Origin of the sequence: Polaribacter sp. NJDZ03 (genome assembly GCF_019263805.1) — a bacterium.
In the GTDB taxonomy this organism is placed as follows: Bacteria; Bacteroidota; Bacteroidia; order Flavobacteriales; family Flavobacteriaceae; genus Polaribacter.
Genome location: NZ_CP079195.1, coordinates 2,256,220 through 2,279,987, shown reverse-complemented (window position 1 = coordinate 2,279,987; position 23,768 = coordinate 2,256,220). Strand labels below are relative to the sequence as shown.

The 23,768-nt window shown below is 27.0% G+C and carries 23 protein-coding genes; all 23 read right to left on the bottom strand.

The window, feature by feature from the left end; genetic code table 11:
* Positions 1–25: 25 nt before the first annotated feature.
* The 23 genes from KV700_RS09635 to KV700_RS09525 all read right to left on the bottom strand — a co-directional run bounded on the left by KV700_RS09635 (position 26) and on the right by KV700_RS09525 (position 23,766).
* Complete coding sequence (locus KV700_RS09635; protein ID WP_218597757.1) at positions 26–541, bottom strand: hypothetical protein; 516 nt, start codon at positions 539–541, stop codon at positions 26–28.
* Positions 542–702: 161 nt separating this feature from the next.
* Complete coding sequence (locus KV700_RS09630; RefSeq protein WP_218597744.1) at positions 703–1,911, bottom strand: hypothetical protein; 1,209 nt, start codon at positions 1,909–1,911, stop codon at positions 703–705.
* 164 nt (positions 1,912–2,075) lie between these two features.
* Positions 2,076–2,798 carry a hypothetical protein gene (locus KV700_RS09625; RefSeq protein WP_218597756.1) on the bottom strand — a complete coding sequence of 241 codons (723 nt, stop codon included), beginning with the start codon at positions 2,796–2,798 and terminating at the stop codon, positions 2,076–2,078.
* A 158-nt stretch (positions 2,799–2,956) separates the two neighbouring features.
* On the bottom strand, positions 2,957–3,676 hold the full coding sequence (locus KV700_RS09620) for a hypothetical protein (RefSeq protein WP_218597755.1): 720 nt from the start codon (positions 3,674–3,676) through the stop codon (positions 2,957–2,959).
* The gene (locus tag KV700_RS09615; RefSeq protein ID WP_218597754.1) at positions 3,669–4,067 is read right to left on the bottom strand and encodes a hypothetical protein; all 399 of its coding nucleotides are present in this window, start codon (positions 4,065–4,067) and stop codon (positions 3,669–3,671) included. The genes KV700_RS09620 and KV700_RS09615 overlap by 8 nt, the downstream gene beginning before the upstream one ends.
* A 163-nt stretch (positions 4,068–4,230) precedes the next feature.
* On the bottom strand, positions 4,231–5,397 hold the full coding sequence (locus tag KV700_RS09610) for a S1C family serine protease (protein ID WP_218597753.1): 1,167 nt from the start codon (positions 5,395–5,397) through the stop codon (positions 4,231–4,233).
* 37 nt (positions 5,398–5,434) lie between these two features.
* Positions 5,435–5,851, bottom strand: a complete 417-nt coding sequence (locus KV700_RS09605; RefSeq protein WP_218597752.1) for a hypothetical protein — start codon at positions 5,849–5,851, stop codon at positions 5,435–5,437.
* Between the two features lie 197 nt (positions 5,852–6,048).
* The gene (locus KV700_RS09600; protein ID WP_254713007.1) at positions 6,049–6,897 is read right to left on the bottom strand and encodes an IS3 family transposase; all 849 of its coding nucleotides are present in this window, start codon (positions 6,895–6,897) and stop codon (positions 6,049–6,051) included.
* Positions 6,861–7,301 carry a helix-turn-helix domain-containing protein gene (locus KV700_RS09595; protein ID WP_218597751.1) on the bottom strand — a complete coding sequence of 147 codons (441 nt, stop codon included), beginning with the start codon at positions 7,299–7,301 and terminating at the stop codon, positions 6,861–6,863. The genes KV700_RS09600 and KV700_RS09595 overlap by 37 nt, the downstream gene beginning before the upstream one ends.
* Positions 7,302–7,478: 177 nt before the next feature.
* The gene (locus KV700_RS09590; protein WP_218597750.1) at positions 7,479–8,126 is read right to left on the bottom strand and encodes a hypothetical protein; all 648 of its coding nucleotides are present in this window, start codon (positions 8,124–8,126) and stop codon (positions 7,479–7,481) included.
* Positions 8,127–8,262: 136 nt separating this feature from the next.
* Entirely contained in the window at positions 8,263–9,120 is an 858-nt protein-coding gene (locus tag KV700_RS09585) for a hypothetical protein (protein WP_218597749.1), read from the bottom strand.
* Between the two features lie 165 nt (positions 9,121–9,285).
* Positions 9,286–10,107 carry a carboxypeptidase-like regulatory domain-containing protein gene (locus tag KV700_RS09580; RefSeq protein ID WP_218597748.1) on the bottom strand — a complete coding sequence of 274 codons (822 nt, stop codon included), beginning with the start codon at positions 10,105–10,107 and terminating at the stop codon, positions 9,286–9,288.
* 157 nt (positions 10,108–10,264) lie between these two features.
* A complete protein-coding gene (locus tag KV700_RS09575; protein ID WP_218597747.1) occupies positions 10,265–11,287 on the bottom strand; it encodes a YhcG family protein in 1,023 nt (340 codons plus the stop codon).
* 293 nt (positions 11,288–11,580) lie between these two features.
* Positions 11,581–12,180, bottom strand: coding sequence for a hypothetical protein (locus KV700_RS09570; RefSeq protein ID WP_218597746.1), 600 nt, complete (start codon positions 12,178–12,180; stop codon positions 11,581–11,583).
* A 201-nt stretch (positions 12,181–12,381) separates the two neighbouring features.
* Positions 12,382–13,152 (bottom strand): hypothetical protein, encoded by a 771-nt coding sequence (locus tag KV700_RS09565; RefSeq protein WP_218597745.1) that lies wholly within the window; start codon positions 13,150–13,152, stop codon positions 12,382–12,384.
* Between the two features lie 166 nt (positions 13,153–13,318).
* The gene (locus KV700_RS09560; protein ID WP_218597744.1) at positions 13,319–14,527 is read right to left on the bottom strand and encodes a hypothetical protein; all 1,209 of its coding nucleotides are present in this window, start codon (positions 14,525–14,527) and stop codon (positions 13,319–13,321) included.
* A gap of 171 nt (positions 14,528–14,698) precedes the next feature.
* Positions 14,699–15,088 carry a hypothetical protein gene (locus KV700_RS09555; RefSeq protein WP_200809375.1) on the bottom strand — a complete coding sequence of 130 codons (390 nt, stop codon included), beginning with the start codon at positions 15,086–15,088 and terminating at the stop codon, positions 14,699–14,701.
* A 999-nt stretch (positions 15,089–16,087) separates the two neighbouring features.
* Positions 16,088–17,254, bottom strand: coding sequence for a hypothetical protein (locus KV700_RS09550; protein ID WP_218597743.1), 1,167 nt, complete (start codon positions 17,252–17,254; stop codon positions 16,088–16,090).
* A gap of 787 nt (positions 17,255–18,041) precedes the next feature.
* Positions 18,042–18,632 carry a hypothetical protein gene (locus KV700_RS09545; RefSeq protein ID WP_218599882.1) on the bottom strand — a complete coding sequence of 197 codons (591 nt, stop codon included), beginning with the start codon at positions 18,630–18,632 and terminating at the stop codon, positions 18,042–18,044.
* A gap of 152 nt (positions 18,633–18,784) precedes the next feature.
* The gene (locus tag KV700_RS09540; RefSeq protein WP_218597742.1) at positions 18,785–19,468 is read right to left on the bottom strand and encodes a hypothetical protein; all 684 of its coding nucleotides are present in this window, start codon (positions 19,466–19,468) and stop codon (positions 18,785–18,787) included.
* Between the two features lie 822 nt (positions 19,469–20,290).
* The gene (locus KV700_RS09535; protein WP_218597741.1) at positions 20,291–21,406 is read right to left on the bottom strand and encodes a T9SS type A sorting domain-containing protein; all 1,116 of its coding nucleotides are present in this window, start codon (positions 21,404–21,406) and stop codon (positions 20,291–20,293) included.
* A gap of 776 nt (positions 21,407–22,182) precedes the next feature.
* Positions 22,183–23,034, bottom strand: a complete 852-nt coding sequence (locus KV700_RS09530; RefSeq protein WP_218597740.1) for a hypothetical protein — start codon at positions 23,032–23,034, stop codon at positions 22,183–22,185.
* Between the two features lie 153 nt (positions 23,035–23,187).
* Positions 23,188–23,766 carry a hypothetical protein gene (locus KV700_RS09525; RefSeq protein WP_218597739.1) on the bottom strand — a complete coding sequence of 193 codons (579 nt, stop codon included), beginning with the start codon at positions 23,764–23,766 and terminating at the stop codon, positions 23,188–23,190.
* Positions 23,767–23,768 lie beyond the last annotated feature (2 nt).

The following is a 23,768-nucleotide window of genomic DNA, read 5'->3' as shown; positions in this document are numbered from 1 at the left end:
TTATATACGGTGTTGGCAAACGTTTTTATTCAATAAGTAATCTAATATTTTCAATTTCTTTCTTGTCAAATATTTTAGTCCTTGTGCAAGTATCTGTGTAAAGAGCATTCTTGTATTTTCTATTACTTTCTCTTAGCTCTTTAGTTCCCCAACTATTTTTAAATGCATAAATCAGATATTCTTCACCTTCTTTAAAATTAAAACCACAATCACCTCCGCCACTACCAGTATAAATTATCTTTTCTTTTTTTCTTTTTTCACCCTTTAATATTTCGGTCGTCTCTAGTGTAATTTTTGCTAATACTCGTCCTTTAAAAATATCTAATTCATCGCGAAATTCAGATGTCAGTATTTCAGTTTTTTTTCTATTTTTTTTTAGTATTTGTACAAAATCAATTGAAATAACTTTTCCTGTTAACACATAGTCAGCATTTATAAATTCTTTTTGAACGGATTTAATAATAATACATTCACACGCAATTACATTATAAGATGTCAAAATCAAAAGTGTTAGTAAGAATTTTCGGATGTTAATTTTCATAATGTTTGCCAACGTTGTTGTGTTATGGAAAGTTGCGTTTTAAATGAACGGCTATTTTCCGCAGGAAAATAGAAGTTTATAAAAATGCAACTAACTTTGGTTAAGTACTAAATTAAGCAATTTTTTATACACGGTGTTAGCACACGTAATTTTTGATTAATTTAAAAGTCCAATTCTTGATTCAAATAACAATCACAACCAATATGAAATGGTACTTTCGGTGGTGAATTTTTTGAATACTTTTTCTTAGAACATTCTATCGCTTTTGGGCAAGCATTTTCGTTATGTAATGGTTGAACTTTATATCCTTTAATATATTCTTTATCTCCTCTTAGTTCTTGCCAGGAATAAAATGAATTTCTAAATGTTTGTGTTAGTAATTTTACTTCTTCTTCGTGATATTTCCAAGTTTTGGAAAGTTCATTGAGATTAATCGAATTGTATTTTTCCGGTAATGGATTTAATTTAAAAAGTTCTCTCAGTGAAATTTTCTTTCCAATTAACTCTTCTACATTGTTTTTTTCTAAAATAAAATCTACAGCTTGTTTTTTTCTGTAATATTTCTTTTCCTGATTATCTGCTATTTGATTTAGGTCTTTAAGAGTTAAAGTGAGTAATATTTCGTCATTCGGTATTTCATTTCCTCTTTTTGATAATCCCAATTCAGAAAGTTTTTCAAATATTGGTCGAGGATATGAATCTGCTGACATTACACGAACTTTATCTAATTTATCTGCGTAACTTAAATATGTTTGTATATTTTTAAAACCATATTCCTTTATTAATTCATCGTCTATTGTTATGTCTTTTGGCTCGTGTTCAAAAAGTATTTCTAAATTGCAATTAGCTCTTTCGTAAAGTTCACTTATTGCTGTTTTTCTAAAGTCTATAAGAATATCTTCTTTGTCTTTAATTCCTGAAATTTCCCAATCTTTTGATTCTTTTTTTAGTTTTTCAATTTTTTCAAAATATTGTTTTCCATATTCATTTTTATAAGATTCTATTTCTTTAAGACGAAGATTATGTAATGCGAATAGTCCAACTAATTCCTTTTCTTTTTCATATTCTCTAATTTCATCGTCATCTAAAATTATTCTTATTTTTTCCGCTATTTGCTTTTCTGCATTTTGTAGTGTGAGTTTAAATGGTGATTTAGGATTTAAAATCCAATCTTCATTAGAATCTTGTTGAATTGGCGGGAATTTTTCTGCTTTATATGAACTTGAACTTGAACTATAAGATGTTTTTATTTCAACAGTTATTGGATTTTGTTCCTTCGTGTTATTTTTTGATTGTGTACTTTTTTTAGAAGATTTCACAATCAAAAGAATAATTCCTCCAACAATTAATAAAGTAATAAATGTTCCCATCTTTCTCTTGGATTTTTTTATGTGTGCTAACGTTGTTGTGTATGATTAGTTGCGTGTTTTAAGCACTAAAGTTAGTAAATAAATCACAGATAGAAAGTCCGCGAGGACTTTCGTAAATTGGCTAAAACCAGCAATTAATTATACACGGTGTTGGCAACTGTAATTTATAATCTTGATGTTGTTATTATTCGTTCGTTTTCATAATTTTTTCCCCAATTGAGAATTATATATGAAGTCAATTTTTCCTTTTTTAGTTTTATTTCTTCCTCACTTTTTTGATAATAAATTTTATTTTTAAATTCATTTCTTATTTTTTCATTAAAGTTCTTTTTAGCATTCTCATTTTGCGGAATTATTTCTTTTATTTTTAATTCAGAGTCTAAATGAACTTTATACAGAAAAATTCCTTTTACAGATTTTTCAAAAAGATTGTTGTTAATTTCCTCTTTCGCAATTTGGCGAAGATTTGAACTTATATTTTGTTCAATTTTTTCCTTACTTAATTTTCTTAATATTGATAAACTTTCCTTTTTTGGATTTCCTTGTGCTAAACAAAAAGAAATCATAGTTTTTCCGTCGTTTTCTTTATAACCTAAAATCAAATATTCACTATTCTTTTCAGGCAAGAAGCTACAAGAACTTCCTTTCATACTATTAATATAAATTTTTTCGTTTCTATTTCCTTTGTATAACTCCTTAATTATATAAGTTGATTCGTAGATACTTTCACTATTTTCAATTTCATTCAAAGTTTGGAATTCTACAATTCCAATAAATTCAAGATTTGAGTAAGCATTCACGATTTTTATTTGAGAACAGCTGCAAGCAAATGAATAAAATGATGTTATTAAAAGTAAAAAAGTTAAAATGCTATTTCCAATTTTCATTCGTTCGTTTTATAGTTGCCAACGTTGTTGTATATGGTTTGTTGCGTGGTTTAAAGGAACTAATTTAGTAAATAATTACCAACCAAGAAAGTCCGCGAGGACTTTCGTAAGTAGGCGAGAAGCAAGCAATAAATTATATACGGTGTTGTAAGTAGTGCTTATTGCTTTTCTAATTTATCTATCAAATTGTCAGCTAAATTTAAATATTCTTTTCTTTTAGTTTTAGATATATTAATTGATTCGTGAAGAATTTTATTTCTTAAGATTAATAATTCTCTTAATTCTAAATGTTCTTTTTCAGTCAGTGATTTATTATTTTTTAAATATTCAAGTATTTGATTGAAAGATTTTGGTTTTTCATTACTTTGCTTTTCAATTATTTCTCGAGTTAGTTTTTCTATTACAGTCCAGCGTTCAACAATAGAAAAATCTGATTCAGTAGAATAACTATTTATTTCCCCACGTTCTATTTTATTTTTTTCTTTAAGCATATAAAGTTGATTATAAAAGAAAGCCATAAAAGTTACAAGAATACCAACAGCTGTCACAATTAAACCTAAATTATCTCTAATATCTAATTTTGTATTTTGATACAGGTAAATTAAAATACCAATTATAGAGTATAACACACCACTCATTGTGAGTAATCTTACGATTCTCTTTCTTTTTGATTCTGATTTATTTATATGTTTCTGTAGATATTCTTTTTGGTCTTTTGCTTCTAAAATATCTCTTAAAGCAATTTCTTTAACATTGTCATCAACGTTAGATGCCTTTTCATAAGCTTTACTAAGAATTCTTTCTTTTTCTTCGATTAAGTATTTTTCAAGTTCTTCCTTAGCCGACTTTGTTAAGATGTTTTCAAATTTATTATTCATTGTTATTGTCGTTTAAGAATATGTAAATATTTGCGATAATTGAGATAAGAAATACAAGTAGAAAAGGTAATAAGTATTTTGGTTCGTTAAATTTTTCGGTTTTGAATAAGCCACCTGTTAATATTGTACTTATAAAAGCTACAATTAAAGCTATAATTTTTGGTGTAGAATTCTTTTTTCGAACACGAAACCTTTTATTAAAATCAACAGCATCATCAATAATAGTAGCTGTGATTTCAGGTGAATGTCCACTATTTCTTGTTGTTTCAATTCTACTAGCTTCATCTAGAATGTCATTAGAATATTTACTGACGACTGTATTTAATCTAACTTCAGCAGGTGGACTGAGATTTTCTACTTTCTCGTCTTGTATATCAATTTCAAGTTTCATTTAGTTATCTCATTTTTTTTTTGCATTACTTACAACGTTGTTGTATATGGTTTGTTGCGTGTTTCAAGCAGTTAATTTAGTAAATAATTACCGACCACGAAAGTCCGCGAGGACTTTCGTAAGTAGGCGAGAAGCCAGCAATAAATTATATACGGTGTTGGCATTAGTTTTTTTGTGTTATGTCATCGTAAATACTTTTAATTTTTCCTTCTTTTGAAATAACGCAAACTGTATTTAAAATATAATTGTAAGGTTTATTATTCTTTCTTCTAATTATATTATATTCCATTTTATATTGAATAGTGTAACTTTCATTCCCTTCAAATGTTCTAACTGATTGAGGTAGGATATTAATTAAAGAGATTTCATATTTTGACAAATAATCTTTGTGGTCTTTTATTGCTCGGGATTTATTTATAGAATATAAACCGTGAAAACGAGATAGTTCTTTTTCATAAATTTCAAATAAAGAATACATATCTTCATTCTTTAATTTATTATAGTAATTGTTCATAATTTTAATTAAATCCCTTTCATTTAATCTATTATTAAAACTCTGTTTATCTTTTTCTAAATATTTTGGTAAATTCAGATTATTGATATTAACAGCAAAGTTTAAATTGGCTTCTCCCATCCCAGAAGAAGTAATTCCGATAACTTCTCCATTATCGTTAAAAAGTGGTCCACCACTACTTCCGTGAGTAATTTCGGTAGTAGTTTGAATTAAATGTTTCCTGTAACTTGAAATAATTCCTTTTGAAAGTGTTTGTCTCAAACCGTTTGGATTACCAACTGCAAAAACATCTTCTCCAATATTTGGTATATTTTCAGATATTTTCAAAAATGGTATTGAGTTTGTTAATGGACCAAGTTTAAAAATGATATAATCCTTTTCTTCATTTTTTTCAATTATTTCTGAAATTAGAAACTCATTACCTTTTCCATTTATAGCAATTGCACTGGAAGCATTTTTGAAGACGTGATAATTACTAATTGCCATTCCTTCTTTTGACACTACAAAAGCAGATCCTTGTGATGTTCCTTTTTCGTTTTCTGTATAAATTAAATAAACTGAAGACTTAACCTCATTGTATAAATTATATAATTCCTTTTTCGGTTTTATTTTTGAAAAACTTTCTTTTAGTAACTTTAATTCTTGATTTAATAATTTTATTTCAGATTTTTTTTCTTCAATACTTACTATTTGATCTCGAATTATCAATTCTTTTTCATCAAGTTTTAAAATTAAATTTTCCTTTTCTTTATTAAATTCCTTCTGATTACAAGAAATTAGTAGGATTATGTTTAATACAAGTAGTATTTTCTTCATTTTCGTAATTTAATGACAAAGTTTTGGTTTTAAAAATTTAGTCTCTGTAAACTGATAAAATACAAGAACCATCATCAATTTCTAATTCGTAAGCGATATTGTTTTCATAATTTTTCCATTTTAATTCATTAATTTTAACATATCCTTTACCATTGTAATATTTAACGAAAGAATTAATTTCTGAAGAAGGTTCAATTACTTTTCTTAAAAAACATATTAATTCTTTACTTTTATTTTCGGTAAAATAAAAAGCTGATTTTCTTGTATATTTTCCACTTGCCTTCGTGTCAAATTCTTTTTCATAAACTATATAAGGAGTCTTGTCGTCAGTAGTTTTATCTTCTTCAAAAGTAGTTCCAAATTCCTCAATTATTTCGGCTTTTGTTAAACCAATTTGAGCGTTTAATGTAATTAAGCTAAAGAATATTAGTGTAAGCGTAATAATTTTTTTCATAAAATTTAATTTTTGTAAAGTTCCGTTTTTTACTTATATTTTCTTTACGGAAAACCGTAAGAAGTTCTTTTTATTTGTTTTAGTTTTCGGTTTGTATTGTCCTGATATAGGTTGACCTTTTTTAGGTTAATTTATACCGTTCAAACTATTTTTTTAGCCGTTTAGAAGGCTAAAAATAATTTAAACTAGGTTTGTTCTTAAATTGTTAGTTCAGTCAAATTTACATTATTTTTTCGATAGGATTTGTATTTGATGTTTGGATTTAAATGTACTTCAGCTGGTTTTCTTAATTCTAGGCTAAAATGTGTTCTTAAATTGTTGTAAATATATACAGCTTGTTTAGCTGATTTTTGAGCAATAAGAGTGTTTTTAAGGCAGTTTCTAAGGCCATATTCATATTTCAAAGTTCTATTGATTCTCTCTGCAATAGCGTTTTCATATGGGTCATATTGCTCTGTCATGCTCATTGTTATTCCATTATTTTCAGCAAACTGGGTATATTCTGGGCAACAGTATTGCATACCTCTGTCAGAATGATGAATTAATTTTTTGTCAGGGTATTTTCTGTTTTTAATAGCCATTTTTAAAGCATCTTTACAGAGTGATACCCTCATATGGTCATCTAATTTATATCCCATAATTTTCTTAGAGTACGCGTCGGTTACAATTGCTAAATAGTTGTGTCCTTTTTCTGTTTTAATGTATGTAATATCACTTACCCAAAGTTGTTCGGGTCTAGTAGGTATTTTGCTTTGAATGAGGTTTTTATATTTTTTAAATAGATGATTAGAGTTTGTGGTAGTTATGTAGTTTTTGAGTTTAGGTACGAGTAAATTATGCAGTCTTAATACATCAAAAAACTTATCTCTACCGATTTTAATTTTGTGTTCTATCAACTGATTTTTAAGTTCTTTATAGAGTTTTTTACCCCCAGTCCTTGAGCTTACTTTTTTACGATATTCTTTGACCATCGAAATTATTTTAGTTTCGTTTATCGCTTTGCATTGTTTTACTTTTTCTCTTTTGTAGAAGGCTTGTTTACTAATCCCAAAACATTGATAGAACCATTTTCTTTTAAAATGTTTTTCTTCTTTAGTTCTATCTCTTTTGCTAATGTTTTGGGTAGCGACTTTTTTGACAAATCGATGCCAGTAATGATTTCCATATCTGCAATAATATCTTGCTGAAAGTCTTTTACAAACTCCAGTTCTTCAATACGTTCCTTTAGTTTTTTAATTTCATCTAATTTACTCATACCTGTGTTTTGTTGGACTAAAGTACTATATTTTTTGATCCAATAGCCAATTGTTGTTCTTGGAACGGCATATTTTTTGGAAGCAAAGTTAGTAGAAATCTGACCATTTTGAATTTGGTCAACGACGAATAATTTGAGTTCTAAAGTTACTTTTTCGTAGCTTTTTTTTCGCCAGTGTTCTTTTTGTGTTTTCATAAGTGACTATAATTAAATGTTTAATTTTTAGTCAACCTATTTCAGGACGCTTCAGTTTGTAAATTAATGCCAACGTGTTTGTGTATGATTAGTTGCGTGTTTTAAGCACTAAAGTTAGTAAATAAAAACTGAATATAAAGTCTGCGAGGACTTTCGTAAATTGGCTAAAACCAGCAATTAATTATACACGGTGTTAGCAAAAGTTTTTTTCTTATTCTTTATCAAATCTATTATATTCTCAATATTATATTCTCCTTTTTGAATATAAAAATTTCCATTTTCATCGATTATCACAAAACTTCCACAAGGATAATGTATAGGTAGAAAAGTCTTTTCAATAGTTCCAGATTTATCTTTAATCCAATTCAACTGTTTCCCATATTCAACTGTTCCTTCGTGTGATTTATACATGAAAAATTGATTCACATTTTTCAATTTCTTTAATTTTCTTAAATAATTCTTATATTTTCCTCTAACATAGGATTTGTCTCCAGTCGAGTTGCATCTGTCCAACCCATGATAATAATTTATAATTAAAATATTATTTTCAGGGATATTCTGGTCTGATACTGTTGAGAGTTCATTTCTTATTGAATCAAGTTTTATTTTAGAAACTTGACCTTTTTTTACTCTTTGAACTTTTACGTTAACGATTAATGTATCCAATTCAAATCTCATATTATAAGATTTGTGAAGGTCCTTTTCTTTATTAAATTCAGATTTAGTTATTTTGACTAAATCATCATTAATATAAATTTCTTTTTTTTGTCCAAAGGATATTATTGAACATAGACAAATAAAATATGTAAGTAAGTTCGTTTTCATCTTAATTTTTGCTAACGTTGTTGTATAAGCTTTGTTGCGTTGTTTAAGCAGTGAATTTAGTAAATAAAGTACGAACGGCGAAATTCCGGAGGAATTTCCCAAGTGAGCTAAAACCAGCAATAAAGTTTATACGGTGTTAGCCAAAGTTTTTTTGTTTCAGCATAAATTCTGTAAAATCTTCCATACAATAATTTGTGATTGAATAAAGATTCCAGTCAAATTTTTCTTTTTCAAAAAGTTCAATTAATAATATCATACCAAGGTCTTCTGAATATTTGAAAATACTTTTGGTTAATTCTCTAATATAATCTTCCATATTATAATCTACTTCCAAACTATTCAAAATATTCGGCATTAAATTATCATTACTATATAAACCTGTTTTTGGGATTCTTATAAACAGTTGGTTATCTTTTTTTGTAATAATGATCTCCTTTCCTTTATGAACAATAAAATCTCTTATAGTTCTGATTTCATCGAGATAGGGTTCAATGTCTAAAAGAAAATGTTGAATTCTTTCAGGAAGTTTTTCCTTATTATTTTTGTTTTTTGAAAACTTAATAAGTTTATTTAAAGAATCTGTTTCAGGATATGTTTTTAGTTGTTTATCTGTTAAACATATTTTTATAATGTGAAATAAAAAATCATAAAGACTACGAATGTTTGTAAAATAATTTTCAAGAAGTAAGCTAACATAAAGATTAGCTTTATGTTTATTAATTTCTGAACTTTCAAGAGTTTCCTTTAAAAAACAATAGTTAATTGAAAGATTGTGTAAGTCACTAGTATATCCATAAATTGAAGATTTTATTTTTCCAAACTCTCTGGATTTCCAAGATTCAATATTTACTGTTAATTCGTCTTGTGGTGAAAAATTATTCGATTTCCAACTATTAGCTACAGAAAGCAATATTGAAGAATAATCTTCATTTCCAACAACCCATTTTTCTCCGTAGGTTAATATTGTTCCTTTTATTACTAATCTTTGTTTCAAGTTCGGATTTTAATTTTGGCTAACGTTGTTGTATAAGCTTTGTTGCGTTGTTTAAGCAGTGAATTTAGTAAATAAAACACGAACGGCGAAATTCCGGAGGAATTTCCCAAGTGAGCTAAAACCAGCAATAAAGTTTATACGGTGTTGGCAATAGTAATTTTCAATTTATTGTTCTATCTCAACATACATTGCCATTGATTTTCCTTTATTTATATTCCAAGTACCTAAACTTGAAACTCTATTAATAGACTTTCCAAGAAATTGTCCACTTATTCTGCAAGGTTCTTCATCTGTTTTTGTCTTTGGGATATATTCAAATGTTATAAAAACAGGTTGGTCATATTTTAAATCAAAATCCTTTAAATCGAATAAATTCCATCCTTCTTTTATGTTTTTTGTTAAAATGATATTATGTATTCTTTTGTTTGGTAATTTATCTTTTACCGTATAAAAATTTATTCTAAAAGTCATTGAATCTACAAACACATTGAATAAATTCATATTTAAATTTAGTATTTTAGATGGTTTTTTAATATTCAAATATTTTGCGTGTTCAATAATGTCTCTGTTTTCAAAGTTTTCTCTATTCCAAAGATAACCAGCAACCATTGAAACATAAGATTTTGTCCCTAATTTTCTTATTTTTCTTTTTCTTGTAGAAATTACAACTTCCTTTAATTCAGTTGGTTCCTCAAATAAAATAAATTCATTTAACTTTCTTGACTTTATATCTTCTATTTTAATTGTTAGATTTTTATAACCTACATAGGAAAAAGTAAGACTATCTTTTATAAATGATTTATCAAAAATTATTGAAAAATTTCCATTTTCATTTGAAATTGTCCCGATATTTTTTTTCTTAATTCCAATATTTACATATTCTAACTTTTTATTATTATTCGTCTTTACGATTCCCGAAATCGTTAAATTTTGAGAATATGAATAATTAAATACTAATAAAATTACTAATAAAATTGTTCTTTTCATAGGTTCGTTTTTTATTATTGCCAACGTTGTTGTGTATTGAAAGTTGCGTTTTTAATTAGCGGCTATTTTCCACTGGAAAATTGAAGTGAGTAAAAAAGCAACTACTTTTGGTTAAGCACTAATTTAGCAATTTTTAATACACGGTGTTGGGCACTGGCTATTCATTTTTAATTACTTCTTCTAATTCTTTAATTAAATCTTCCTTGTTTGGTAATATGTAAGTGTATTTTGAAGCAAATACATTATTTTCAAATCCGCCTAAAATATATTCAGCTGTAATTTCATCTTTCTCGGTACATAAAATTATTCCAATAGGAGGATTGTCATTATCATCATTAACTTCAGTTTTGTAATAATTCAAATAAGTGTTTAATTGTCCTCCATCTGATATTTTTAGCTTAGTAGTTTTAAGTTCTATTAATATATATGATTTTAATATTTTGTTATAAAAAACCATATCTACGTAATAGTGAGTATTATTAATTGTTACTCTTTGTTGAGATCCAACAAACATAAAACCTTTTCCTAACTCTAATAAGAAATCCTCAATATGTCTAATTAACTTTGCTTCTAAATCTTTTTCTAGCATTGGTTTGTTTTCTGGAATTCCCAGAAATTCAAAAACATAAGGACTTTTTACAATATCTTCAGGTTTAGTTACTTCTTGTCCTTTTTTAGATAATTCTATTATTTTTTCTTTATTAGCTTTTCCAGAAGAAAGTAATAATCTTTCAAAAAGAGAACTATCTATTTGTCTTTTTAATTCTCTTATTGACCATTTAGAATTTTTTGTCTCAGTTTCATAAAACTGTCTTTTTTCTAAATTTTCTATTATTAATAATTCACAGAGATGAGACCAACTTAAGTGTCCAGACAGTGTCTGGATATCTTTATATTCAAGATGTAGTTTTCTCATATTAAATAAATTAGAACGAGAAAATCCACGACCTAATTCATTTGTTAATTCTTTAGAAAGTTTTAGAATTACTTGATTTGCTGTTTTCATATCAAGACTTTCTTTCTGCTCATTCAAAAGAATTTGTTCACCAATTTTCCAATAAGTCAGGATTAATTCATGATTTACCTTAGTTGCAACTTTTTTTCGTGAATTTGAAATAATAGATTTAATACTTTCTATTAAGTCACTTTGATGATTAGTTAAACTAGATTTTTTCTCCATTTTGTAAAAGTATAATTTTATGTTTTATTATACTGTTTTTCTTCCTTTTTTTTGCTTGTGCCCAACGTTGATGTATAAGCTTTGTTGTGTTGTTTAAGCAGTGAATTTAGTAAATAAAACACGAACGGCGAAATTCCGGAGGAATTTCCCAAGTGAGCTAAAACCAGCAATAAAGTTTATACGGTGTTGGCATTTCGTTGTTTTTAAGGTTAGTTTTATTCGCTAATGTTTTTCTTTCTATTTTAAAATTTCTGTTTAATAAATTTAATATAAGGTCATAATAAAAAACATCATTATTTAAGTTCTAAATTGCTAAATTTCTCTTTTGTTATACTAAACTCTTCACGACCATTTATATGATTTAATATAATTTTAAATTGCCCTTTATTCATGTTACCTAATTTAAATTCTTTCTCAATTAAAATTCTTATTTCATCCCAATATTGATTTTGCGAGTGCCTTAAAGTTATAGCAGGAAATTGTTCTTCTTTACAATCAGGAAGATTTGGGAAACCTCTTTTTTTGATAATATCTATTAATAATTCTGTATTTTTATTGTCAAGTACTATTTGCAATTGCATTAAGGAGTCCTCTTGCTGTTTAGTAAACTTCAATTCTCGTTTGTTTGTAATTGCTCTTGCAATTCTCCCATAAGCCAACTGCTTCTCTTCTGAAAAACCGCTATACTCTTTCTTAGAGATACCTTCAGACTTTTTAATTGAATCTAATATATCAAAAAATGGATCTATCATTAATTGTCTATATTTCTGATCATCATCATGGATTTTTTTAATTATTTGACATAATTTTTCGGGATTATCATATTTGTTTTCTTTTTTACAAGAAAAGATACAAAGACTCAAAATTACTATTACTATTTTACTATTATTCATGTTTTTTCGCTTTTTAAATTCCTTAGGATAACGACTTAAAAAATTATTCTTATCTACTTTTTTTATAAAGTGGCTCTCAATGAATGCCAACGTTGTTGTATAAGCTTTGTTGCGTTGTTTCAGCAGTGAATTTAGTAAATAAAACACGAACGGCGAAATTCCGGAGGAATTTCCCAAGTGAGCTAAAACCAGCAATAAAGTTTATACGGTGTTGGCAATAGTTTCTATTTTTATTATTACAGAAGAAAATATTAGTGTTTTATATGATTCTTCATTGTAATCAAAACCATTTTCCAATCTAAGTTGTTCTACTCCATAATGTACAATGTTATCAGTTTGTATTTTTAATGAAATATTATTTGGACATATTTCTTCTAATTTATCTTTAATTCGTTTTAACCTTTGTTCTTTTTTATCAGACAATTCCTTTTTAGTTTCTATTTTTTTGAAATTGTTATGATGTATAAAGAAAATCAAATAACCTGCTTTAAAATAATTTTTAAAACCTTTAATTTCAGTATTTAAAAATCTTTTAATTCTTTCAAAATCTTTTAATAATAGACTCGGTTGTGGGTTAATAGATTTAATTTCAAATATATATTCTGAACTTCCCTTGTAATTGGTTTCGTTTTTACTTAAAGCAATATCTAATCTCCCTTTCCTTATTTTCTCTATATTTTCTTTAAATCCTTTTTCGTGAATAGAAAATATAGTTGGAGAAAAAATAGTTTCACCATCACGTTTATGATTATCGAAACAGTTTCTAAAAAAATCAAATGTCTTTTTTTCTAATTCAATTTTATATGGATATTTATTTTTCTTATTCCACAAGTGTATTGACTTACATATGTTTACAGTAATTAAATATTCTGTAATATTAAAAATATTCTCATCAAAAAAAGAGAACTGTAATTCCTGATGCTCAAAATAGGTGTTTCTTAATCCTTCAAAAATTATCTCTTCAAATTCCATTTTTTAATTATTGCCAACGTTGTTGTGTTATGGAAAGTTGCGTTTTAAATGAACGGCTATTTTCCGCAGGAAAATAGAAGTTTATAAAAATGCAACTAACTTTGGTTAAGTACTAAATTAAGCAATTTTTTATACACGGTGTTAGCACACGTAATTTTTGATTAATTTAAAAGTCCAATTCTTGATTCAAATAACAATCACAACCAATATGAAATGGTACTTTCGGTGGTGAATTTTTTGAATACTTTTTCTTAGAACATTCTATCGCTTTTGGGCAAGCATTTTCGTTATGTAATGGTTGAACTTTATATCCTTTAATATATTCTTTATCTCCTCTTAGTTCTTGCCAGGAATAAAATGAATTTCTAAATGTTTGTGTTAGTAATTTTACTTCTTCTTCGTGATATTTCCAAGTTTTGGAAAGTTCATTGAGATTAATCGAATTGTATTTTTCCGGTAATGGATTTAATTTAAAAAGTTCTCTCAGTGAAATTTTCTTTCCAATTAACTCTTCTACATTATTTTTTTCTAAAATAAAATCTACAGCTTGTTTTTTTCTGTAATATTTCTTTTCCTGATTATCTGCTATTTGATTTAGGTCTTTAAGAGTTAAAGTGAGTAATATTTCGTCATTCGGTATTTCATTTCCTCTTTTTGATAATCCCAATTCAGAAAGTTTTTCAAATATTGGTCGAGGATATGAATCTGCTGACATTACACGAACTTTATCTAATTTATCTGCGTAACTTAAATATGTTTGTATATTTTTAAAACCATATTCCTTTATTAATTCATCGTCTATTGTTATGTCTTTTGGCTCGTGTTCAAAAAGTATTTCTAAATTGCAATTAGCTCTTTCGTAAAGTTCACTTATTGCTGTTTTTCTAAAGTCTATAAGAATATCTTCTTTGTCTTTAATTCCTGAAATTTCCCAATCTTTTGATTCTTTTTTTAGTTTTTCAATTTTTTCAAAATATTGTTTTCCATATTCATTTTTATAAGATTCTATTTCTTTAAGACGAAGATTATGTAATGCGAATAGTCCAACTAATTCCTTTTCTTTTTCATATTCTCTAATTTCATCGTCATCTAAAATTATTCTTATTTTTTCCGCTATTTGCTTTTCTGCATTTTGTAGTGTGAGTTTAAATGGTGATTTAGGATTTAAAATCCAATCTTCATTAGAATCTTGTTGAATTGGCGGGAATTTTTCTGCTTTATATGAACTTGAACTTGAACTATAAGATGTTTTTATTTCAACAGTTATTGGATTTTGTTCCTTCGTGTTATTTTTTGATTGTGTACTTTTTTTAGAAGATTTCACAATCAAAAGAATAATTCCTCCAACAATTAATAAAGTAATAAATGTTCCCATCTTTCTCTTGGATTTTTTTATGTGTGCTAACGTTGATGTATAAGGAAAGTTGCGGTTTTGTCAGCGAGGAATTTCCGAAGGAAATTCAGAAGTTGATAAAAATGCAACTGCCTTTAATTAAGCACTAATTTAGCAATTTTTTTTATACGGTGTTGGCTGTAGTGTTTTCTTTCAGGCTAAAATTTCGTAATTCAATTCAGAATTCCAGGATTTAAAGTTTTCAACATTCAAACATTTCAAACGACTAATTAAATATTCAGCCATTATTTTTTGACATTCAGTCATATTTTCAGCTTTTTGTGATAAGTCTGTAATTCCTTTTTCCTCACGAAAAATATTATTCCGACTGCAATTTACATATGGAACATATTTATTTCCATTTATTATTGGTGAGTAACCTAAAGTCAAAACTCCATAATTGAATAAAAAACTATCAAAAAATCCATAATAACTTTTATTCCGATTGCTGTTTTTAAATTCATCTTTTATAAAGTTCAATACAGGATGATTTTCGTTTGAAATTAGTCTCTTTATTTCTCGGTTAAAAACTATTGTACTCATTCTTTTTTGTTTTACAGTTTATTTCGGTTTTGCATTACAGCCAACGTTGTTGTGTTATGGAAAGTTGCGTTTAAAGTGAACGGCTATTTTCCGCAGGAAAATTGATGTTCACAAAAAAGCAACTACTTTTGGTTAGGATAAAAATAAGCAATTTTTTATACACGGTGTTGGGCGTAGGTTATTTTATTTATCGATTTTTCTAAATTAAATTCCTAATTATTTTACATTCAGAACATTTTTCGTTTTCTTAAAACTCTAAATTTTTCAACTTTTTCTAAATTGTCTTAAACCTTGAAATTTTAGTTCTCACAAAGTTTGGCTGCGTTCAGTTTTTCGTTTTCTTAAAACTCTAAATTTTTCAACTTTTTCTAAATTGTCTTAAATCTTGAAATTTTAGTTCTCACAAAGTTTGGCTGCGTTCAATTTTTCGTTTTTTTAAAACTCTAAATTTTTCAGCTTTTTCTAAATTGTCTTAAATCTTGAAATTTTAGTTCTCACAAAGTTTGGCTGCGTTCAATTTTTCGTTTTCTTAAAACTCTAAATTTTTCAACTTTTTCTAAATTGTCTTAAATCTTGAAATTTTAGTTCTCACAAAGTTTGGCTGCGTTCAATTTTTCGTTTTCTTAAAACTCTAAATTTTTCAGCTTTTTCTAAATTGTCTTAAATCTTGAAATTTTAGTTCTCATAAAGTTTGGCTGCGTTCAATTTTTCATTTTCTTGAAACTCTAAATTTTTCAGTTTTTCTAAATTGTCTTAAAATTCAATATTTCACTTTTTTTATGGTTAATTTGTCTTTAAAATAACGAATTTTTATAGCTTATCTGAGTTTACTTTTAACTTACGCCCAACGTGTTTGTATATGGTTTGTTGCGTGTTTCAAGCAACTAATTTAGTAAATAATTACCGACCAATAAAGTCCGCGAGGACTTTCGTAAGTAGGCGAGAAGCCAGCAATAAATTATATACGGTGTTGTAAACTGGCTTTTATCAGTTTCAAATTTATTTTTGTTGTTTCTTTAAAATTTCCAACATCATTTCGTGAAACATTTCTCCAAAAATAGAAGGATTTTCAAGTTCTAATTTATTCGTTGTCATTAAACGAATTCCATCGCTATGTTCTAAACCAAAAATATCGTGTCCAAATTCGTGAAACATTATAAATATCTTATCAAGATAAGTCGATTTGTTCCAATTTTCAAGGTCAATTAAAATTTCAATGCAACAATCTTTATCCATACCGATTGCTTTTGCCAAAATTCCATCTGGTAAAGTTGTGTAAGTATATTTTTGATTTTTTTCAAATATTTCATCTCCAAACTCTATGTTATAAATTGAATTTGCAATAAAAAAGAATTTAGTAAAATATTCTTTTGGGTCATTTGTGTTTTCAATAAAAAACAAATATGGAAAAAGTTTTCCTCCAACAATAGAATTTGAAGTCTCAAAAAATTCTGAATCTAATAAAGATTTGATTTCATTAGTGTTTTTATTCCACGTTTTAGTTACTCCATCTGAAACTTTAGATGCGACATTAAAATTAATATCATCAGCAGTAACTGAACCCTTTCCTTTTGGTGTTTGAGCGAAATAACCAAAATTAACAGTTCTGTGTTTTTTGATTTTTCCTCTCTTATTTCTTATTGGAAGTTTTGCAATTCCTTGTCCAACTTCTAATTCGATTTTTGTTTCTCTATATAATGCGTTATTCCATTTATAATATTTTTTAAATGTAAATTCAGAATTTTTGTCATTATAAATACGTGAATAGCTTACGTTTTCTTTTGTAATTGAAGGTGTTCCAATGTTTTTGTAAAAGTTTCCTATTTTAATTGGATATTTAATAGGAAACCAATTTTCTAATTTGCCGTTATGAACAGTAAAGAAAACTTCTATCTTTTTAATCTTTTTTTGTTCATTTAAAGTTAGTTGATATTCTTCTTTAAAAATAAAATTTTTCGCACTAAATATTAAAATACTATCATTGTCCATAGTAGTTTTAAATTCACAGTCGTAGTCGTCATAAACCTTTTCTTTCCAAGAACTCATTTTTTCGTAATAAAATTCATCCTTTGAAATATCAAAATATCCTTTGGTGTTTTGTGAATAGGAATTAAACGAAATAAATAATAATATTAAAATAATTTTCATACGATTTCTTGGTTTCATAGCTTGTTTACAACGTTGTTTTGTATGGAAAGTTGCGTTTTAAATGAACGGCATTTTTCCGCAGGAAAAATAGAGTTTATTAAAATGCAACAACCTTTGATTAAGCCAAATTTAGCAATTTTTTATACAAGGTGTTGCCAAATGCGTTATTTTATTTCCATTTCCATATTTCGTTCATTTTTCAGATTATTTTAATTTACAACAACACATTTCAGTAATTTCCATTTTTTAGACATTTCCAATTCCGTAAACTTGATAAATTAAATTCTGAGTAAAAATTCCGCAATTTTGGTTTTTCAGCGTCTGATTGTTTTCTCACGTGCTTAATTCCGACAATAATTTTCACTTTATTTAATTTTCAGAAAATTCTCAGCCTTTCTAAATTATATTTTAGAGAAAATTCCACACAATTTTTGTTCTGCATTTTGCTCAATTCCGCAAAGTATGGAAATTCATATTTGAGTAATTTCTCCGCAATCTTGATTTCAGCGTTTGAGTAAATTCCTTTTTTGTGAAATTTTGAAAACTTCTCCAACTTTTCAAAATTTTGATTCGCGAGAGAGTGTTCCGCTTTTTTCAGAATTCCGATTTACAAACTAAAAAAAAGCCAAAATTATATTTAAATAAATGACTTGTATTCGGCTCGATTCACCAGTTTTTGGCAACGTTGTTGTGTAATGAAAGTTGTGATTTTTGTGAACGGCTATTTTCCGCAGGAAAATTGTTGTTTGCAAAAATGCAACTGCTTTTAGTTAAGTACTAATTTAGCAATTTTTTTTACACGGTGTTAGCTACAGTATTTTTCTGTTTTATTAATATTTTCATTAATTTTTCTATTCGTAAATACAAATCGAAATAATATTATTCCGTAAAATGCTAAAATCGGTAATTTCATATAATTCCAATATGGGTTATTATTATTATTATTAGAAAACCCCATTTGCCAAATCCCCATTATCATAATTATTATTGCCAAAATTATTTCAAGCCAACCATTTTTCAATCTATTATTTAGTTTTTCAATTATGTTTTTTAATTCTATATTTAGTTTTTCAATTCCTTCAAATTCCGATTTTGAATTGATTTTTTTCAAATGATTAAGTAATTTTAATTCATAAAATTGATTTGGTAGATTTAATACAAAACTTAAACTCAAAATAGCTAAAAGTCCAGTTTTCTCCCATTTAAAAATCTCATAATTAAATAAATTAGAAATAATAGATAAAACTAAAATTCCTGCGCTAAAAATAGTAAGTGTTAAATTTAAAATAGTCATTCCTTTTAGAAATTGAAATCTTTTTTCAATTCCCTTTTTTGGTTCTCCAAAACTAGATTTTAGAGAAACTATAATATTCTTTCTTTCGTCAATTTTTGTCATTTTCATATTGTAGCTAACGTTGTTGTATAAGCTTTGTTGCGTTGATTAAGCAGTAAATTTACTAAATAGAACACGAACGGCGAAATTCCGTAGGAATTTCCCAAGTGAGCTAAAACCAGCAATAAAGTTTATACGGTGTTAGGGCACGTAATTTATGATATAATAGTTCCTTCAATTTTTTCAATTCTCCATTTTCCAGATATTTTTTTGATGAATATTCTAAAACCATTTCCGTGTAATACTCCAAAATTAGTTCCACTTTCTAGTACTCCAAATTTTTTATTACTGTCAAAATATATTCTAGAAAATGACATTACAGCTCCAAGATAAAATGGGTATTCAGTTCTCCAAATCTCTCGACCTTTTGGGAATTCAGAATAGTATTTAAATTCAAATTTTTTATTTTTCTTAAATTCGGATAAATTGATTTTATATTCTTTTTTATTTTCTAAAGTGTCTTTTTTGAATTCAATGTTTTCAAAATACTTACTCAATGTTTTATAATTTGTTCTAAATGGTCTAGAAATTGTATCATTTATAGCTATTACAATTCTGGCTGTATCTTTTTCAATTTCGATTTTTCTCTTTTCAAAGTTTTCTAAAAACTTCTGGTACCTTTTTATATTTTCTTTATTCAAACTATCGCTTATAATAGTTCCGTTTGGAGGTGAAGGAATTTTTGGTGATGGTTGAAGTATTCTATAATCATAAAAAGTAGAGTCTACCAATTCAGTGAAAATTTCATTAAACACTTCCTTCTCAAATTCTAATTCACTTTTTTGTGTTTTACAACTTGATAAAATTATTAATATTAATAAGGTTATTATTCTTTTCAAGAATTCGTTTTTTTATGTGCCCTAACGTTGTTGTGTTATGGAAAGTTACGTTTTAAGTGAACGGCTATTTTCCGTAGGAAAATTGTTGTTCACAAAAATGCAACTACTTTTGGTTAGGATAAAAATAGTAATTTTTTATACATGGTGTTGCCAAATGCGTTATTTTATTTCCATTTCCATATTTCGTTCATTTTTCAGATTATTTTTAATTTACAACAACGCATTTCAGTAATTTCCATTTTTCAGACATTTCCAATTCCGCAAACTTGATAAATTAAATTCTGAGTAAAAATTCCGCAATTTTGGTTTTTCAGCGTCTGATTGTTTTCTCACGTGCTTAATTCCGACAATAATTTTCACTTTATTTAATTTTCAGAAAATTCTCAGCCTTTCTAAATTATATTTTAGAGAAAATTCCACACAATTTTTGTTCTTCATTTTGCTCAATTCCGCAAAGTATGGAAATTCATATTTGAGTAATTTCTCCGCAATCTTGATTTCAGCGTTTGAGTAAATTCCTTTTTTGTAAAATTTTGAAAACTTCTCCAACTTTTCAAAATTTTGATTCGCGAGAGAGTGTTCCGCTTTTTTCAGAATTCCGATTTACAAACTAAAAAAAAGCCAAAATTATATTTAAATAAATGACTTGTATTCGGCTCGATTCACCAGTTTTTGGCAACGTTGTTGTGTATTGAAAGTTGCGTTTTAAATGAACGGCTATTTTCCGCAGGAAAATAGAAGTTTATAAAAAAGCAACTGCCTTTGGTTAAGCACTAATTTAGCAATTTTTAATACACGGTGTTAGCAAACGTTATTAATCTATTATTTTTTAATAAATTTAATTATATCCTTATTATTTATCTTTAAAAAGTATAAGCCATTTGCCAAATGCAGTATGTTTATCTTATGATTATGAGCGATAGTTCCATTAATAATTTTCTTACCAATTATGTCGTAAATTATATAATCTTCTGATTTGTTTAATCCTGAAATATTAAGAAAATTAGATGAAGGGTTTGGGAATACATTAATTTTTTCAGACACTTCAAAATTATTAATAGTTAAGGCTGCAGATAAATCTATTTTAGAAATTTTACCTTGACTCAAACCCGAATTAAAGTCCTCCTCTCTATGAACGATATACATAATGTTGTTAGATATAGTTATTGACCAAGGAATATAGACATCTGATATAACTTCTTGAAAATTATTGGTCATTAAATTTTCTGTGTTCAGTACTGATATGTTATCTACATTTTCTCTCATTTTAGTTTTTGAATAATCATATATAGATGAAAATAGGTTGTTATTTTCATCAAAGGCAATATCAGTTGTGTATTTACTTTGAATAATTATTGATGGTTCTAAAGTAGGTGTGGTTAAATTAATTACATACAACTTGGTGTCAGCTGATAAATAAAGAAAATTCCCATTAATAGCTATGTTTTGATCGCCACCATATAATAGATGTTTATAATAGAGATCAACTTCAGAAACATTGGAATTTACATCAGTAATATCTGTTTTATATAATTTATTATTGCCCGTGCTATAAATAAACAGTTCATTTCCTGAAAAAGCAATTGAACTAGGGGTATGATCCATTTTTATTACTTCAATTAAACTAGGATTAGTTTGTGTGTAGTCAAACTTTAAAACTCTGTTTTCCAGCAGTACTCCAAAATATAAATAATTACCTTTCACAGCTAAAGAGACAGGATGATCAAACCCAGTTATTTCGTTTGTAATTGAGGGAATAGAAGATGTTAAATCTACTATACTAATTTTATCATATTTAGCAATAAATAAGTAATTTTCAATGGCCAAAATCGACCTTGCTCCTAAAAGTTCACCAGTGAGAAACATAAAGTCGGTGACTTGACTATTGATAGGTAGGTAAACAAATATAAATAAATATAGTAAAATCTTATTTTTCATTATCATTTCTTTTTATTAATGTTTGCTAACGTTGTTGTGTTATGGAAAGTTGCGTTTTAAGTGAACGGCTATTTTCCGCAGGAAAATTGTTGTTCACAAAAAAGCAACTACTTTTACTAAAGCTAAAAATAGCAATTTTTTATACACGGTGTTACCAAAAGTAGTTTTTTTATTTTTCTAATTTTCCTTATTATTTTCTGAATTCAGCGTTCGAGTGAAAATTCCGCCAACAATTTATACTTTTTTTGATTTTCAATAAATTCTCAGCCTTTCTAATTTTTCATTTTGAGATATTTTCGCAGAGTTTTACTCCACATTTTATTCAATTCCGCAATTTTGGTTTTTCAGCGTTTGAGTATTTTTCCACGTGTTTAATTCCGACAACAATTTTATTTCAATAAATTCTCAGCCTTTCTAAATTTTCGGTTTAGAGATAATTTCGCACAGATTTTATTCCGCATTTTGCTCAATTCCGCAATGCTCAGTTTTTATTTTTTTAAACTTTCTAAATTCTATAAAAAACAAACAAAATTCTTTCAGAATTTTCCAATCTTCAGAGAGTGTTTCGCAATTTTATATTCCTTTTTTTGGATTTTAAACGCTATTTTCAATTCAGCATTTGAGTGATTGGGCTATTTTTGGTAACGTTGATGTATAAGCTTTGTTGCGTTGTTTAAGCAGTGAATTTAGTAAATAAAACACGAACGGCGAAATTCCGGAGGAATTTCCCAAGTGAGCTAAAACCAGCAATAAAGTTTATACGGTGTTGTGTACAGTTATTGTGTTTTTTTGGTTAAATTTTTCATATTTTTTAATAAAGTTAAGAGCGCTTTTTCATTATCGCTAATTAATTGATTACATTCATTACTTGTTATTTTTGTTGGATTTATTGATTCAAATACAATTATTCCATCAGGATTTGATGCGGTATTATTGTCATTTATTGTTTTGACGAATAAAGAGCGACTTTTCATTCCAATTTTATTCAACCTTTTATCCGTAATATTACATTTTGTTTTCATGAAATTTTTGTAGTCAGTACCTTTTCCAGTCCACTTAGGGGAACCATTTACAATAACTTCATTTTCATCCCAACCTTTGCCAATTAATCCTTCATTGTCACGATACTTGTAATCTGTATTTTTATTATAAGCGAAATTCTTTGAACATCTTCCTAATAAGGTGAAATGATCACCTTGATGTTTATAAATACTTATTCGTTCTCCACCCGTAGTGTAAAAGGATTCAAATAAATGAAGAATATTATTACTACATAATTTATAATATTCTTCTTGATAAGTCTTTATTGATTTTTTGAGTAGTAAATTTTTATTGATTTCTTCTTGAACAGTACGATTATGTAAGTTTCTTTTAGCTCCTACAATTATTGCAGATAATACTATTAATGAAAATATGATTAATAATACTACCCAAACATCTTTCCATGAACTTGTTCCGATAAAAATATTATCACTACCTGATTGTATGTCAACTACGGTTAGACCTATTGCTCCAATTGCTGTTAAAAATTCAGATAAATATTGTGTTAAAAAGTTTCGAGTTGCCTTAATTGACGTAAAAACTAAAATTAATATTAAAGTTATTACAAAGTATAAATATCCATCCATTAATTTTCATTCATTTTTCCTTGGTTTTTAATTGTACACAACGTGTTTGTGTAATGAAAGTTGCGATTTTTGTGAACGGCTATTTTCCGTAGGAAAATTGTTGTTTGCAAAAATGCAACTGCTTTTAGTTAAGGACTAATTTAGCAATTTTTTTTACACGGTGTTGCCCAACGTTTTTCTTATTTTCAGTTCTTTTATTCTATTTTCAATTACTGATAGGTTATTTATAAATTCAACTTGTCCAGTACATTTTATTTCAGCCGATAAAAGTATTTTATTACCTTCTTTGTCAATAAGTAATATTCCTTCATCGTGGTTTATTTCAAACTGTTCGTCTATAATTTGCTCTCTTGAAAGTATCAAGATTTTTGAAATTATAAATTCAGGAAACGTAATGTTAGAGTTAATTCCATTTTTTGAGGTTTGTTCCAATATATTTTCAAAAGTTCCTACAAATTCTTCTCTTTTAAGAACTTTAATTTTCAAATTATAGTAATCTAAAAGAGTTTCTTCTTCTTCATTCCATTCATATTTGAATTCCAATTTTTTAGACTCTTCAATTCCAAGTTCATTTTTCCAGAAGAAAGGTATTTCAAATAAGTTTGCTGTATAAATATTTTCTTTCAGATTTGCTCCAAGATTTAAACATTTAATTAACCATATTCGCTTATTGATTAGCGTATTTAATTCCTTTAATTTGTTATCTTTTATGTATTCTCCTAATTTTTTCAAGA

Excerpts from the sequence above, each read along its gene's own strand:
- KV700_RS09635 (WP_218597757.1), bottom strand. The coding sequence starts at position 541 with ATGAAAATTAACATCCGAAAATTCTTACTAACACTTTTGATTTTGACA.
- KV700_RS09630 (WP_218597744.1), bottom strand. The coding sequence starts at position 1,911 with ATGGGAACATTTATTACTTTATTAATTGTTGGAGGAATTATTCTTTTG.
- KV700_RS09625 (WP_218597756.1), bottom strand. The coding sequence starts at position 2,798 with ATGAAAATTGGAAATAGCATTTTAACTTTTTTACTTTTAATAACATCA.
- KV700_RS09620 (WP_218597755.1), bottom strand. The coding sequence starts at position 3,676 with ATGAATAATAAATTTGAAAACATCTTAACAAAGTCGGCTAAGGAAGAA.
- KV700_RS09615 (WP_218597754.1), bottom strand. The coding sequence starts at position 4,067 with ATGAAACTTGAAATTGATATACAAGACGAGAAAGTAGAAAATCTCAGT.
- KV700_RS09610 (WP_218597753.1), bottom strand. The coding sequence starts at position 5,397 with ATGAAGAAAATACTACTTGTATTAAACATAATCCTACTAATTTCTTGT.
- KV700_RS09605 (WP_218597752.1), bottom strand. The coding sequence starts at position 5,851 with ATGAAAAAAATTATTACGCTTACACTAATATTCTTTAGCTTAATTACA.
- KV700_RS09595 (WP_218597751.1), bottom strand. The coding sequence starts at position 7,301 with ATGAAAACACAAAAAGAACACTGGCGAAAAAAAAGCTACGAAAAAGTA.
- KV700_RS09590 (WP_218597750.1), bottom strand. The coding sequence starts at position 8,126 with ATGAAAACGAACTTACTTACATATTTTATTTGTCTATGTTCAATAATA.
- KV700_RS09580 (WP_218597748.1), bottom strand. The coding sequence starts at position 10,107 with ATGAAAAGAACAATTTTATTAGTAATTTTATTAGTATTTAATTATTCA.
- KV700_RS09575 (WP_218597747.1), bottom strand. The coding sequence starts at position 11,287 with ATGGAGAAAAAATCTAGTTTAACTAATCATCAAAGTGACTTAATAGAA.
- KV700_RS09570 (WP_218597746.1), bottom strand. The coding sequence starts at position 12,180 with ATGAATAATAGTAAAATAGTAATAGTAATTTTGAGTCTTTGTATCTTT.
- KV700_RS09565 (WP_218597745.1), bottom strand. The coding sequence starts at position 13,152 with ATGGAATTTGAAGAGATAATTTTTGAAGGATTAAGAAACACCTATTTT.
- KV700_RS09560 (WP_218597744.1), bottom strand. The coding sequence starts at position 14,527 with ATGGGAACATTTATTACTTTATTAATTGTTGGAGGAATTATTCTTTTG.
- KV700_RS09555 (WP_200809375.1), bottom strand. The coding sequence starts at position 15,088 with ATGAGTACAATAGTTTTTAACCGAGAAATAAAGAGACTAATTTCAAAC.
- KV700_RS09550 (WP_218597743.1), bottom strand. The coding sequence starts at position 17,254 with ATGAAACCAAGAAATCGTATGAAAATTATTTTAATATTATTATTTATT.
- KV700_RS09545 (WP_218599882.1), bottom strand. The coding sequence starts at position 18,632 with ATGACAAAAATTGACGAAAGAAAGAATATTATAGTTTCTCTAAAATCT.
- KV700_RS09535 (WP_218597741.1), bottom strand. The coding sequence starts at position 21,406 with ATGAAAAATAAGATTTTACTATATTTATTTATATTTGTTTACCTACCT.
- KV700_RS09530 (WP_218597740.1), bottom strand. The coding sequence starts at position 23,034 with ATGGATGGATATTTATACTTTGTAATAACTTTAATATTAATTTTAGTT.